This is a genomic window from Nonomuraea zeae (assembly GCF_005889725.1).
Lineage (GTDB): Bacteria > Actinomycetota > Actinomycetes > Streptosporangiales > Streptosporangiaceae > Nonomuraea > Nonomuraea zeae.
This window is the reverse complement of record NZ_VCKX01000319.1, coordinates 1-13,335: the sequence shown is the minus strand read 5'-3', so window position 1 is coordinate 13,335 and position 13,335 is coordinate 1. Positions and strand designations below refer to the sequence as shown.

The window sequence follows — 13,335 nt, the reverse complement described above, 5'->3', positions numbered from 1 at the left end:
CCCACCACCGCCCAAGAGCACCGCCACCCAAGAGCACCGCCACCCAAGAGCACCACCGCCCGCCAGCCAGGACGCCGCCGCTACGGCCGGCTCCCACCGCAAAGCCTCTCGGGCGGTTGGCAGTCGGAAAGCCTCCGCCGCCGCAGCCGGTGTCACCTCAGCCGGCAGCATGCGGCGCACTTGGCTGTGCAACAGGGACACCCTCGCGGCAGGCAGCAGGAGAGACCCGGCGGGGCCGGCGGCAGCGTCTCAGCAGGCGTAGACGGCGGCATTTCGGTGGGGTAGCAGAAGGGCCCGCCGGAGGCCGGCAGGCGGCGTCCTCGGCAGGGCAGCGGAGGGCGCCTCTGAGACCGCGGAAGATATCCACGGCGAGGTCGGCAGGCGGGGTCAGGCAAGGCTCGGCATCGCCCACCATCGCCCGGCGCCCTGGTCGAGGGCGCCTCCCCCGGCATCGCCCGGCATCGCCCGGCATCGCCCGGCGCCCTCGTCGAGCGCGCCACCCCCGGGTGCAAGCGCGAAGGCGCGTTCTGCTGCCGGTGCGAACGTCGGTGGGCCGGTCCGCACGACGGGTTGGCTCAGCCGCGGATCCGGGGCCGTCCGAGCTGACAACCTCTGGGTGGTCGGCGCCTGAGGACGTTTTCCTTCGTCGGCTCGCTGGTCGGACAGCCGGCGCTCTCCCTTCGGAGCACGGCGCGCGAGGTCCAGCGATTCGGCCCACATCTGGTCAAGGAACTGCCGTAGCGGCGCGAGGCCCTCATGCTGGCACGGTACAACCGTTCGTGCCCTCGCGCCGCTCTATGGCCAGACCCGGCTCAGATGCCCATGGCCGCCATGCGCTTGCCGTGCGCCTCTGTCAAAGTCGCGAAAAGTCGGGAAATATCGGCTTGGCCCTCCCCCGCGGACTCCACCAGCAGCAGCGCCAGCTCCGGCCGCGCCGAGGCGACCTGCTGACCCTGGCTGAGCGCCTCCCCCACGAGCCGCCGCGCCCACAGCGCCAGCCGCCCCGCCGCCGTGGGATCCGCCTCGATCCCGGCCCTCACCCGCTCGACCGCGAACTGCGAGCGCCCCCCGTCCACCAGCACCTCGTCCACCAGGTCGGCGATCGAGGGATTGAGGTGCCTGGCCGCCTCGCGGTAGAAGTCGAGCGCGATGCCGTCCCCCACGTACGTCTTGACCAGCGCCTGCAGCCAGTCGGCCGGCTTGGTCTGGGCGTGCCAGGCGTCCAGTGCCTCGACGAACGGCGACATCGCCTCGTCAGGGTCGGCCCCGAGCCCGGCCAGCCGGTCGCGCAGCAGGCGGAAATGGGCGTACTCGGTGACGGCCAGCTCACTCAGCGCCGCGCGGTCGGCCAGAGAGGGCGCCAGAGTGGCGGCATCCTCCGTCATCCGCGCGTAGGCGCTGAGCTCCGCGTAAGCTAGGACACCGAGCAGGTCGACGACTCCTGGAGACTCCTTCATAAAGGGCAGCGTACTTCGGTGAATCTTCGGGAACATACGTAAGCTCGGCCAACGTTGTGGTATCGAGTACACTGCTCTGTGAAAGTGCGACCGCACTGTGTTAATTCGGGGGATTCCCCCGATAACCCCCCGAATCCCCGGGTACGCGGTCGCGATGACGCGAGAGGGCTGGCTCTACCGCGAGGACCCACGTAAACGGGGGCTGTTTTTCCGCCCGTCGGTCCCGGCAGGCCCGCCTTCATTTGAGACTGAGGCAGGCCACGCTGACGACTTTCCGAGACCTCGGAGTCACACCAGAGATCGCCGATGCCCTCGAAACTGAGGGCATCGTCACACCGTTCCCCATCCAAGAGATGGCGCTCCCGCTCGCCCTGAGCGGCCAGGACCTCATCGGTCAGGCCCGCACCGGCACGGGAAAGACCTACGCGTTCGGCATCGCCATGCTGCAGAGCATCGGCAAGCCGCGCAAGAACCGCAAGAAGCCGCGCGGGCTGGTCGTCGTACCGACCCGCGAGCTGGCCACGCAGGTCAGCGAAGACCTGGTCACCGCCGCGGGCAAGCTCGGCTCCCGAGTCCTGACCGTCTACGGCGGCCGGGCGTACGAGCCGCAGATCGAGGCGCTCAAGGCCGGGGTCGACGTCATCGTCGGCACTCCCGGTCGCCTGCTCGACCTGGTCAAGCAGAAGCACCTCGACCTGAGCCAGGTCACCAGCCTCGTGCTCGACGAGGCCGACCGGATGCTCGACCTGGGCTTCCTGCCCGACATCGAGCGGATCTTCAAGCTGATCCCCGCTGAGCGGCAGACCATGCTCTTCTCGGCCACCATGCCGGGCGAGATCGTCGCGCTGTCGCGCAAATACCTCAACCGCCCGACGCACGTACGCGCCGAGCATGAGAGCGGCGAGGGCGAGACCACGCCGCAGGTACGCCAGCTGGTCTGGCGCGTCCACCGCATGGACAAGATCGAGATCGTCGGCCGGCTGCTCCAGGCCGAGGGCCGCGGGCTCACCATGGTCTTCTGCGAGACCAAGCGCGCCTGCGACATGGTCTCCGAGCAGCTCGACACCCGCGGCTTCGCCGTCGCGGCCGTTCACGGCGACCTCGGCCAGGGCCAGCGCGAGCAGGCCCTGCGCGCGTTCCGCAACGGCAAGATCGACGTGCTGGTGGCCACCGACGTGGCGGCCCGCGGCATCGACATCGACGACGTCACCCACGTGGTCAACTACGACTGCCCCACCGACGACAAGACGTACGTGCACCGCGTCGGCCGCACCGGCCGGGCCGGGCGCACGGGCATCGCGGTCACGTTCGTGGAGTGGGAAGAGCTGACCCGCTGGAAGATGACCAACCAGATGCTCGGGCTTGAGTTCGGCGACCCCGAGGAGACTTACTCCACCTCGCCGCACGTCTACGCCGAGCTGAACATCCCCCAGGGCACCAAGGGCATTCTGCCGCACGCCAACCGCTCGCGGGCGGGGCTGTCGGCCGAGCGCATCGAGGACCTCGGAGAGACCGGCAGGGTGCGCGGGCGTGGCGGCCGCCGCCGTGACGAGCGCGAAGAGCCGCGCCCTGCCCGCACGCCGCGTCAGCGCCGCCGCACCCGCGGGGGCAGGGAGCTGGCGGAGACCGCAGCCGTCGAGAGGCCGGAGGTGGAATTGGTGGACGCCAAGACGGAGGAGGCTCCCGCGATCTTCTCAACCGACGAGATCCAGAGTGCCGCCACCGAGCAGAAGCGCACCCGCACCCGCAGGGGTGCGGCTACGTCGGCGATCGAGCAGGCGCTGGGTGAGGCGCCGGAGGCACCGGTGAAGAGCACCCGCTCCCGCCGGACCGCCGCTGCGGCTCCCGCCGCCGTGGTGGAGCCGGCCGACGCCCCTGAGGCGCCGGTCCGGAGCACCCGCTCCCGCCGGAGCGCCGCCGTCACCACGACCGAGCGCGAGCCGATCGAGCAGGCGGCACCCGTGACGGAGCAGCCTCCGGTGGAGCAGCCCGTGGCGGAGCAGCCCGCGACGCAGCGGCCCGTACGCAAGCGGTCCGCCGCCGAGCGGCCCGCAGCCGAGCGGCCCGTCGTGGAACGGCCCGCTGCTGAACGGCCCGTCGAGGAGCGGCCCGCCGCGGCGGCCGCGCCCGTCGTGCAGTCCGTGCCGGAGCCGAGCTTCCTCGCGACGCCGCCTCCGCCGGTGCGCAAGGAGCCGGAGCGGATCGTCCCGCCCAGCCCGTTCGCGGTGATCTTCCAGTCGCCGGACCTGGCCACGGATGACGACGACATCGCGCCGTCCGCCGCGACCGAACGGAAGCAGCAGCGCCGCCAGGCCCGTGGCGGTGGCGGCGGCGGCAACCGCCGTCGCGCCGGCTGAGCCAGTTACAGAGGGCGCGCACTCGGCAAGGGTGCGCGCCTTTCGCGCGCCAGGACGCACTCCACGTCCCAAGGCGCCTCTTCTGCCAGGGGCCTGTCTCGTACCAGGCTCTTTCGCGAGTCAAACTGCGATCCGTGCGGGGTGGGCGGTAGCGAGGGACCCGAGGGCGAGACGCGTATGGTGCTCACGAGGCGCCACAGCGCACCACCCGCCTGATGCCCGCTCGCCGGAGACCCACAGACGCCGGGTGCCCGTTTGGCGCCCTTCACGACCATCTGGGGCGCGCACGCCCTCCCCTCCCCGCCCTGGTCGCACAGCCCACATGGACAACAGGGCTCGCACGGCTCGCACGGGCCTTCGCGGCGGTCGGGCCGGGCTTCGGCGCTGATCGCAGGGCCGGAATGCGAGGTCGTGCATACCTCGCAACTCCCCAGAACTCGCACCAGCGTAATCGCCTTGCCGGTGTCTAGGCGCTGACCTCTGGGTATTGTTGCCCCACGTGAGTACGCCGCGATTCCTCGATTTGCCTCCTGGCGTTGCACCACAAAAGATCGAAACGCCACAGGGCACCTTCGCGGCCCTGGAGGCGCTTCCGGTCAGTGGTGTCGTTGAGCGCTGGCCCGCGCTCCTGGTGCCCGGCCTGACCGGCAGCAAGGAGGACTTCATCGCGGTCCTGATGACCCTCGCCCAGTCGGGCCGCAGGGTCGTGGCCATCGACCTGCGCGGCCAGTACGAAACCCCCGGCCCCGACGACCCGGCCGCCTACACCTGTGCCGCGCTGGGCGCGGACGTCGACGCGCTCGCCCAGGTCATCGGCGGCGGCGACCCCGTCCACCTGGTGGGCCACTCCTTCGGCGGCCTGGTGGCCAGGGAGGCCGCGATCGACGGGCGCACGAAGTTCGCCTCGTTCACGCTGATGGGGTCGGGTCCGGCGGCCATCGAAGGGCAGCGGGCCAGCAACGGCCGCAAGATCATGGAAGAGGTGCCGTCCCTGGGCCTGGAGCACGTGTGGCAGCACAGGCTCGAGCCCGAGGCGCTGGCCAACGACGTCTCCGACGAGATCGTGGACTTCCTGCGCAAGCGCCTGCTCACCAACTCCCCGACCGGCCTGTCCTCCATGGCCGAGCAGGTGCTGACGATGCACGACCGTACCGACGACTTGCGCCAGGTCGAGGTGCCCACGCTGGTGCTGTACGGCGAGCACGACGACGGCTGGTCGCCGGAGACGCAGTCGGAGATGGCCGCCAGGCTGGGCGCCGAGTGCGTGGTCGTGCCCGGCGCGGTCCACTCCCCCGCCGTCGAGGCCCCCGAGACGACGGCGGCGGCGCTGGTCAGGTTCTGGAACGCGGCCGAGAAGCACTATTTGGACACGCGGTCCAATACGCTGTAATGATGTACTTACTATGACGAGCATCGAAGAGATCGTCGTCCAGCCGCCCCAGAGTGCGACCTGGCAGGTGCACCTCGACCGTTCGATGTGGGTGGGCGGCGTACGCGGCCTGATGCTGCAGGCGCTGCACCCCCTGGCCATGCGCGGCGTCTGGCAGAACTCCAACTTCCAGGAAGACCCGTTCGGGCGCCTGCGCCGCACCGCGGACTTCGTGGGCAGGGTGACGTTCGGCAGCCCCCAGGAGGCCGACGAGATCGGCCGGCGGGTGCGCGGCATCCACAAGGCGTTGCGCATCCACGATCCCGACACCGGCCGGACGCACCGGGTGGACGACCCCGAGTTACTGCTGTGGGTGCACTGCGCGGAGGTCTCCTCGTACCTGGAGGTGGCCAGGCGCGGCGGGCTCGCGCTCACCGAGCGCCAGGCCGACCGCTACCTCCGCGAGCAACGCAGGAGCGCCGCCTACGTCGGCCTGCACCCCGACGACGTGCCGGGCTCCTGCGCGGAGATGGACGCCTACTTCAAGCACGTACGCCCCGCCCTGCGCGTGACGGAGGAGGCCGCCTCGACCGTGCGGTTCCTGCTGTGGCCGAGGCTGCCGCGCGAGCTGCGGCGGCTGTCACCGGGCAAGCCCGCCTACTTCCCCTTCGGCGCGCTCTGCTACTACACGCTGCCCGACTGGGCCAGGCGGATGTACGGCGCACTGCCGGAAGTGCCGCGCGCGACCGTCACGGCGGCCCTGAGGGCGTTCAGGATGGGCCTGAACTCTCTCCCCGAGCCTCTGCACGACCACGCGTTCCTGCCCGCCACCCGGAAGATGCTGCACGCCTCCAGGGAACGCCTGGGCGCGGCGGGCTACGACGTCGGCAAGGGGCTCAAGGGCCTGACCGATCCCCGTCGCTGGCCGGCCGCACCGGCCGCCTGACGGGCACGAGCGCGCCCGCCACCAGCACGACCGCCGACACGGCGGCCATCGTCCACCCGCCGCGATCCAGGCCGCCCCCGTCGAAGAGCACGCCGAGCAGCGAGGACGCGACCGCGGCGCCCACGTATCTGGACGACTGGAAGAAGCCCACCGCGACCCCCGTGTCCCGTCCCTCGGCGTGCACGAAGACCAGCGAGTTCAGCCCGAACTGGCTGAAGGCCGAGGCCACGCCCAGCAGCGCCGCGACCGCCAGTATCAGCCCGACGGGCCCGACCGCGAGCATCAGGCAGGAGCCGCCGAGCAGCAGCGCGGCGCTCAGCACCAGCAGGGCGCGCATCCCCGTGCGGGCGGCCAGCGCCACCGCGACCGGCGTCATGACGATGGCCAGCCCCGCCATGGGCAGCACCAGCAGGCCCGCGACGTGCGCGGGCACTCCCGCCGAGCGCTGCGCCCACAGCGGCACGGCGAAGAACCCGAGGTAGAAGACCACGTTCACGAGCGCGTACTGGCCGCCCGTGGCCAGCAGCCCGCCGCTCAGCCGGGGCAGCAGCGCTTCGCGGGGCCTGCGCACCCGCACCTTGGGCAGCCACCGCAGCGCCACCGCGAACGCCACCGCCGCGAGCGGCACGTTGACCAGGAAGATCGCCCGCCAGCCGCCCAGCGTGACCAGGAATCCGCTGAGCACGGGACCGGCCGCGGCGCTGGCCGTGAGCACCATCGAGATCGTCGCGATCACCCGCGGCGGCGGCCGGCCGTCCTCGCCGGACATCTCGGCCCGAACGATCGCCATCCCCGCGGGCATCGTCGCGCAACTCCCGAACGCCTGCAGCAACCGCACCCCCACCAGCGCCGGGTACGTCGGCGCCAGCGCGGCCAGCACCCCCGTGACCGCCATCGTGACCAGCCCGGCGCAGAACACCGGCCGCGGCCCGAACCGGTCCGCCAGCGTCCCCATCAGCGGCGGCACCAGGATGCCCGTCAGGTAGAAGCCCGTCGCCAGCCAGGTGACGGCGGCAATCCCGACGTGGAACTCGGCCTCGATGTGGGTCAGCGCGACGGCGATCATCGAGGAGTTCAGCGGGTTGAACAGCGTGCCGAGCGCCACCGCCGCCGTTAATCGCCCCGCTCGTTCCACATGCCCTCCATAACCATTGTTTCGCCAGCGAAACAGCGTCACTGTGGAGGAATGACGACATCTCCGCCTTCTGGGGGTGAACCCGAGCCCGATCCGTCTTTCCCGCCCCGCTCGAACGCGGTCTTCGAGCTGGGGCTGGACCTGCTCAAGGGATTCGCGGCCGGGGCCGGCATCGTGCTCGCCGTCCTGGTGGGCCTGGCGTTCGTCGTGGGCCTGCTGCTCGGCTTCATCGGCGGGCTGCTGGGCATGGACCCGGGCGGCGCCGAGGTGGACAAGCTGCTGGACGACTACTACGAGCCGATCTATTACGGCGTTGTGGTCATCGGGCTGCTCGTGGGCGGCGGCCGGCTGGCCATCCGGATGCTCCGGCAGCGGGCGGAGGGCGAGAGGCCCGAGCAGCCCGGGCCGGGCCCGTACCCGCTGCCGACGCTACAGCTGCCCAAGGGCAAGCCTCGACGCATCCCCCAGGTCACCCCGAAGGATGACGATCCCGGCCCGTCACCACGGCCCGGCCGCGACGACGTCGAGCGCCTCGATCGCGAGATCGAGGAGAAGCTCGCCCGGCTCGCCGGCCTCGACGCGCGGATCGAGGAGGCCAGGCGGCAGGTCACCCTTTCGGAGGAGCAGGCGCGCGTGGTGGACGCCGTCGTCCGCAAGCACTTCGACAGCCAGTCCAGGGCGCAGCTCGTGCTGCAGGTGGCGTTCTCGATCCTCGCCTTCCTGCTGGGCTTCGTCGTCAACTGGCTGTCGGAGCCCGCCTTGACGGCGCTGCGCACCTGGTGGGCCTCCTGACCCCCGGCCGGCCGCCGCGCTATTCCGCGAGCCCGTCCCAGGGACGGCGCTCGGTGCCCGCGGCCTGGCCTTCCGCGCAGTGGCGGCGGAAGTCGCACCAGGAGCAGAGCGGGCCGGGGCTGGGCGCGAACAGCTCGTCGATCTCCGCGGGCACCGCCGCGGGCCCGACTGAGACTCGTTCGCCGGTCTTGCGGGCGGACGTGGTGGCGACGGTCGTTTTGTAGCGCTCGTCCGCGTCCGCGGCCTCGGTGGCGATCTCCTCCGCGCGCTTCAGGTGGCGGGCGAGTGACTCGTCGGTGTGCCGCCACTCGACGATCTCGCCGGTGGGCAGGTGGTGGAGCTCGACCGTGCGGCAGGGCGTGCGCATCATCATGGAGGCGGCGATGGCGTACGAGGCCAGGGCGAGCGACGAGCGCGCGTCGTCCTGCGTGAGCGGGCGCCGCCCGGTCTTGTAGTCGACCACGACCAGCTCGTCGCCGCGCCGGTCGAGCCGGTCGATGCGGCCGGACAGGGCGATGACCTTGGTACGGGTGGCGACGGTGCGCTCGACGCCGACCGGGTCGTCAGCCGGATCTAATGTGCCGACATATCCGGACACGAGGTCTCGGGCCCGGCTCAGCCACCGGCCCGACTGCTCGGCGTCCTTGAACCCCTCGGTGATCCACCCGTTCGTGAGCAGGATGGACGCCGTCAGCGGGGTCCTGCGCTCGTAGGGCTCCCGCCACCAGCCGGCCAGCGCGTTGTGCACGCTCGCCCCGACGCTGTTGTGCGCCCACGCCGGGCCCTTTGACGGCTGAGGCCGGTCCAGGTAGGTGAACCGGTAGCGGCGGCGGCAGTCGAGCCAGGCGTTCAGCCGCGACGGCGTGCACGAATAGAGCCGCCGCGGCATCCCGTCCAGCGGAAGCTGTGTCTGCGGTGAACTCATCCAGCCTCCAGATGACAGCGCACCCTAGTCGTCGCCGGGGCTGAGCTTGATCCCGGAGATCTTGGTGCCGTCGGTCAGCGGACCCTCGGTCTCGGTGTCGGCGTCGCTGTCGGTGCGCGTCAGCGAGCCGGAGACCCAGTCGTCGAAGTGGGGCTCCAGGTCGCCGATCGTGACCTCGTCACCGTGGGCGGCCAGCACCCGCGTGTCGGGGGGCAGCGTGAACAGGCGCCCGCCGATCGAGGTGAGCTGGTCGGCCAGGGCCGGATATTCGCCGCCCAGCTTGCCGGGGCCGTCGGCCTGCAGGGCCTTGCCGGTGAAGACGGCTCCGAGCGCCTCGCTGTAGAGCGACACGCCGCCGGCCGAGACGCCGGGCGTCTCCATGACATCGAGCTGGACGTCGGCCACCTCGAAGATGCCGTCGTCCTCCACGTCGATGTCGGGCCAGGTCTCCGCCCAGGTCTCCCGCCACAGCGGCTTGTCCTTGGGATGCAGGGCCACCACGGCCTCGTCTCTGCTCGCCACCTCGATGGCGGCTCCGACGTGGTCGGGCAGGCCCGCCGTGCAGATGACGGCCAGCACTTCCCGCTCGCCCACCTGCTCAAGGATCTTCTCGGCGTCACGCGCCGGGTCGATGACGATCACTTCGTCGTCGTCGCCCACGATCCAGGTGTTGTTCTCGACCTTGTGCTCGGTGCCGTCGATGTCGACGAGGCCCTCGGTCACCACTCGCTCGATACGCGCTGTCACGCCTCCGAACTCTAGCCCGTCTCCATGAGAGCGCGAATCGGGAGCGCGAATCGAGGGCGCGGGACCTAGTCTTCGAGCCTGGGTGAGAACGCGCCGAACGGCACGTCGAGATCGTGGTCGCGCGCGTCGAGCAGCGACAGCTCGGACAGCGCGATCATGCAGCCGGCGTCGGCCGGCCAGGCGATGGCCCACAGCCAGTTGCCGAGCGCCTCGCCCGCGTAGACGGCCCGGTCGGCGGCCCCGCCCACGCACCACAGCGCGGTCGGGTGCCCGAGCACCGCGATCTTGGCGTTCGGCGGCCCCGAGTCGAAGCCCTCACCGGGGTCGGGACCGTCGAGTCCCGAGAACGCCGCGCCGATCCCGATGCCCGGCTCCTCCGCGATGATCAGCAGATCGGCGGGGCCTTCGGTCAGCGACGGCCCGGTCAGGGCGACCACGCTGGCGCGGGCCCCCGTCCGCTGGTCGCCGACCTCGGCGAAGCCGGTCACCAGCCAGCCCGCCGGCAGCGGCCATGGCAGCCACACGGGCACAACCGAGGACTTGCGTATCGCCTCCAGCGCCGTGCTGGTCGGCGGCCACGGAGGCTGATACGGCAGGACGTCACCATGCGTGTCGCATCGATACCCGCTCGACCACGCACTGGGCCCGTGAAGCGGGCCGAAGCACCTTGGGCAGGTTGGAGCCGCTCTCACACCTACCCACGGTGCTTTCTCCGGTACGGCCGCGTCAAGGCCGCTGCTCGTTATCTCGTCGTAATCTTGGTCATGTGCGCGTAAATTGTGTCGGCGCGGTCGTCTTCGATGCCGCCGACCGGCTGCTGCTGATCAAGCGGGGCCGCCCGCCCGGCGTGGGTCTGTGGTCCATTCCCGGTGGCCGGGTGGAGACGGGTGAGACGGACGAGACCGCTGTGCGGCGCGAGGTCTTTGAGGAGACCGGGCTGCGGGTGCACGAGGTGGGACGGCTGGCGGGCGCCGTGGACCGCCCGGGGCCCGGCGGGGTCACGTACGTGATCCGCGACTACCTGGCGAGCGTGTCCCCCGGGACGCCCGTGGCCGGGGACGACGCCGCCGACGTGCGCTGGTGCGACCGCGCCGAGCTCGCGCGGCTGCCGATCACCGAGGGGCTGCTGGAGACGCTGACGGACTGGGGCGTGCTGCCCGGCCGGGCGGACGGCGCCAGGTGACGCCATCCGCCGGCGCTCGCCTGGCTGCCCGGCCCGGACGGCGCCAGGTGACGCCGCCCGCCGCGTTCATCTGCTGGACGTGAGGCTGGAGGTCCACAGGATGAGGTGGTCGGCGTTGTACGTCGTGGACCGCCCGAGCGCCACGACCTCCGACCCCGACACGGCCACGGCCGTCAGCCACTGCGTCCCCTGGCCCGCCAGGCGATCCTTCGTCAGCGCCATCCGGTTCCACGACAGGCCGTCCTGCGAGGTCCAGGCCGCGCTGTCGCCCTCGCCGGGCACGCCGTGCCACCCGACGGCCACCAGCCCCTCCTCGGCCGCGGCCAGGTCGTACACGGCCGCCGCCTGCTCCGCTGGCAGCCAGGCCGTCTGCCAGGTCGAGCCGTCGTCGTCGGAGACGGCCGCGAAGGCGCGGCGGGAGCCGCCCGTCAAGGCGGTTCCGATGGCCACCAGCTTGTCCTGGTAAGCGGCGATCCGGCGGAGCCCGGCCGAGTCGGCGCCCTGCGGGGCGACGCGCTTGCGCGCGCTCCAGTTCACGCCGTCCTCGGAGTACCAGACCGTGCTGCTCTCCTGGTCGGCGCTCCCCGAGCCGCCCACGGCCACGTACCCGTCCCCGCTGGCGATCACGTCGTGGATCCGCACCCCCGCGCCGCTCTGCGGCAGCTTCTTCGACCTGGTGAACTTGCGCAGGTCGGGAGTGAACCAGATGGCGGCGCTCGCCGCGCCCGACGCGTCCCTGGCCTCGCCGGCCAGGACGTAGCCCTGCTTGCCCGCCGCCACCACGTGGGTCTCCAGGTACGGCTGGCTCGCGTCGCGGGCCAGGTCGCCGGTGACGTTCACCCTCTTCCAGCTCTCGCCGTCGCCGGAGGTGACGAGCAGGGGGTCGGTGACGGCCACGTTCGTCTCGGTGCCGCCGACGGCCAGCCAGCCGCGGCTGCCGTGGGCCACGTCCTCCAGCGTCTGCCGGCCGGGGCCGCCGAGGCTCATGGACTTCCAGCTCTGCCAGTTCTTGATCGTCCACAGGCCCGCGTCGCCGGAGGCCGAGCCGACCGCGACGTACCTGCCCTCGAAGCTGGCCAGGCTGGTGGTCTCGCGCGCGATCCTGGTCAGACCTTCGACGCCGGCGAGCTGGACGCGCGACACCGAGCCGCGCGGCGGCGCGGTCATGAGCACGAGCTGGTTGTCGACGTCGGAGGCCGCCTGGTCGCCGCCGGCGAACAGGGTGCCGCCGTCGGAGATCGTGAACCCGCGCAGCGTCGCCCCCTGCAGATCGCCGAGGTCGGCCCGCTTGGCCCAGCCGCGCCCGTCGGTGGTGGTCAGCACCGAGTATTTCCCGAGCCCGGCCTGCGTGATCGCCGCTACGCCCGACGGGTAGGAGACCAGCGACTCCACGCCGGGGCTGTCGCCGCTCAGGTCGCCGATGGAGCCGCACTGCGCCCACTGCTCGCCGGTCGGCGAGCAGTAGACGCGTACGTCGCCCGCGACCGTCCGCTGCCGCGTCGGCACCATGACGAACCGCTTGGGCAGCACGCCCAGCGTCCCCGCGCGCGGCGTGGCCTCAAGGAGCTGGAAGCCGGTGGCCTGCCAGGTGCGTCCGCCGTCAGCCGACCGCAGAACCCGCGAACCCTCGCCTTCCGCGGGTTGCCCGATGGCCACGACGGTGTCGCCCTTGGCGACGATGGCCTTGATCTCCCGTACTTCCAGCCCCCTGGTCTCGACGCGCTCCCAGACGCTGCCGTCCGCTGAGCGCCAGGCGGCCGGCCCGGAGCCGCCGTCCACCCCCGCCGTACGTCCCACCGCGACGAAGCCCGAGCCCGTCCGCGCGATGTCCTCGATCTGGTCGCCGGCCCTGAACGCGGCCAGCCCGGCCGCCTCCACGGCCACCCAGCTGAAGCCGTCGGTGCTGGTCCACAGGCCGCGCTCGCCCGAGACCCCGTCGCCGCCGCTGGCCAGCCACTTGCCGCCGCCCCCGACGACCCGCTGGACCGTCGGCGAGGAGGCGCCGCTCACCTGGCCGAGCTGCCAGTTCTTGCCTCCGTCCGGCGAGAACAGGAACAGCGGGCGCGGCGTCGGGCTCGTCGTGTCGCTGCCGACCGCCACGACCGCGCGGCCCACCGAGGTCATGTCGTTGAGCTTCTGGTTGGTGCCGTCGCCCGCGGCGGGAACGGTGAACAGCTCGTCCCCAGAGCGCCCCGTGCCGGCCTCCAGGCGCAGCCCAGGGCTCTCCTCGCCGCTCCACTGCCACACGAGCACGCCGATGGCCACGAGGAGCGCCATGGCCACGGTGAGGACGACAGGGGTGGCCCTGCTGCCCCGGCGCACGGGGCTGGACCTGCGCACGGCGGCCGGGGCCGGGCCCCGGTGGTGCCTGCCGCTCGATCCTCCCGGGCGGGGCGGGCCGGTGGCGACCAGGAGGTCGGGTCT

The 13,335-nt window shown here is 72.0% G+C and carries 11 protein-coding genes; 5 read left to right on the top strand and 6 right to left on the bottom strand.

Annotated features, from left to right (window positions below; genetic code table 11):
• Window positions 1-812 precede the first annotated feature (812 nt).
• Window positions 813-1,457, bottom strand: a complete 645-nt coding sequence (locus tag ETD85_RS52275) for a ferritin-like fold-containing protein (RefSeq protein WP_138697314.1) — start codon at window positions 1,455-1,457, stop codon at window positions 813-815.
• Between the two features lie 353 nt (window positions 1,458-1,810).
• Here ETD85_RS52275 and ETD85_RS52270 point away from each other — a divergent pair, with 353 nt between their 5' ends.
• The 3 genes from ETD85_RS52270 to ETD85_RS52260 all read left to right on the top strand — a co-directional run bounded on the left by ETD85_RS52270 (window position 1,811) and on the right by ETD85_RS52260 (window position 6,129).
• A complete protein-coding gene (locus tag ETD85_RS52270) occupies window positions 1,811-3,814 on the top strand; it encodes a DEAD/DEAH box helicase (protein ID WP_206059431.1) in 2,004 nt (667 codons plus the stop codon).
• Between the two features lie 499 nt (window positions 3,815-4,313).
• Window positions 4,314-5,204 carry an alpha/beta fold hydrolase gene (locus ETD85_RS52265; protein ID WP_138697313.1) on the top strand — a complete coding sequence of 297 codons (891 nt, stop codon included), beginning with the start codon at window positions 4,314-4,316 and terminating at the stop codon, window positions 5,202-5,204.
• 13 nt (window positions 5,205-5,217) lie between these two features.
• Window positions 5,218-6,129, top strand: a complete 912-nt coding sequence (locus ETD85_RS52260; RefSeq protein ID WP_138697312.1) for an oxygenase MpaB family protein — start codon at window positions 5,218-5,220, stop codon at window positions 6,127-6,129.
• On the opposite strand, the gene ETD85_RS52255 is transcribed toward ETD85_RS52260, so the two are convergent.
• Window positions 6,080-7,264, bottom strand: a complete 1,185-nt coding sequence (locus ETD85_RS52255) for an MFS transporter (RefSeq protein WP_138697311.1) — start codon at window positions 7,262-7,264, stop codon at window positions 6,080-6,082. The genes ETD85_RS52260 and ETD85_RS52255 overlap by 50 nt on opposite strands.
• A 51-nt stretch (window positions 7,265-7,315) precedes the next feature.
• Between ETD85_RS52255 and ETD85_RS52250 the strand changes: the two genes are divergently transcribed.
• The gene (locus ETD85_RS52250) at window positions 7,316-8,056 is read left to right on the top strand and encodes a hypothetical protein (RefSeq protein ID WP_138697310.1); all 741 of its coding nucleotides are present in this window, start codon (window positions 7,316-7,318) and stop codon (window positions 8,054-8,056) included.
• 19 nt (window positions 8,057-8,075) lie between these two features.
• Here the strand turns inward: ETD85_RS52250 and ETD85_RS52245 are convergent, their stop codons facing one another.
• From ETD85_RS52245 to ETD85_RS52235, 3 genes are all read right to left on the bottom strand, one after another.
• Window positions 8,076-8,981 carry a RecB family exonuclease gene (locus ETD85_RS52245; protein ID WP_138697309.1) on the bottom strand — a complete coding sequence of 302 codons (906 nt, stop codon included), beginning with the start codon at window positions 8,979-8,981 and terminating at the stop codon, window positions 8,076-8,078.
• A 24-nt stretch (window positions 8,982-9,005) separates the two neighbouring features.
• A complete protein-coding gene (locus ETD85_RS52240; RefSeq protein ID WP_170247326.1) occupies window positions 9,006-9,728 on the bottom strand; it encodes an MBL fold metallo-hydrolase in 723 nt (240 codons plus the stop codon).
• A gap of 65 nt (window positions 9,729-9,793) precedes the next feature.
• The gene (locus ETD85_RS52235) at window positions 9,794-10,420 is read right to left on the bottom strand and encodes a DUF6758 family protein (protein ID WP_170247325.1); all 627 of its coding nucleotides are present in this window, start codon (window positions 10,418-10,420) and stop codon (window positions 9,794-9,796) included.
• Window positions 10,421-10,494: 74 nt separating this feature from the next.
• Between ETD85_RS52235 and ETD85_RS52230 the strand changes: the two genes are divergently transcribed.
• The gene (locus ETD85_RS52230) at window positions 10,495-10,911 is read left to right on the top strand and encodes an NUDIX hydrolase (RefSeq protein ID WP_138697308.1); all 417 of its coding nucleotides are present in this window, start codon (window positions 10,495-10,497) and stop codon (window positions 10,909-10,911) included.
• A gap of 66 nt (window positions 10,912-10,977) precedes the next feature.
• Here ETD85_RS52230 and ETD85_RS63955 read toward each other — a convergent pair whose 3' ends face one another.
• Window positions 10,978-13,188 (bottom strand): DUF6242 domain-containing protein, encoded by a 2,211-nt coding sequence (locus ETD85_RS63955; protein WP_476739309.1) that lies wholly within the window; start codon window positions 13,186-13,188, stop codon window positions 10,978-10,980.
• Window positions 13,189-13,335: the final 147 nt, after the last annotated feature.

Coding starts and splice junctions, on each gene's coding strand:
- ETD85_RS52260 (WP_138697312.1), top strand. CDS start 5,218: ATGACGAGCATCGAAGAGATCGTCGTCCAGCCGCCCCAGAGTGCGACC.
- ETD85_RS63955 (WP_476739309.1), bottom strand. CDS start 13,188: ATGGCGCTCCTCGTGGCCATCGGCGTGCTCGTGTGGCAGTGGAGCGGC.
- ETD85_RS52270 (WP_206059431.1), top strand. CDS start 1,811: ATGGCGCTCCCGCTCGCCCTGAGCGGCCAGGACCTCATCGGTCAGGCC.
- ETD85_RS52250 (WP_138697310.1), top strand. CDS start 7,316: ATGACGACATCTCCGCCTTCTGGGGGTGAACCCGAGCCCGATCCGTCT.
- ETD85_RS52275 (WP_138697314.1), bottom strand. CDS start 1,457: ATGAAGGAGTCTCCAGGAGTCGTCGACCTGCTCGGTGTCCTAGCTTAC.
- ETD85_RS52245 (WP_138697309.1), bottom strand. CDS start 8,981: ATGAGTTCACCGCAGACACAGCTTCCGCTGGACGGGATGCCGCGGCGG.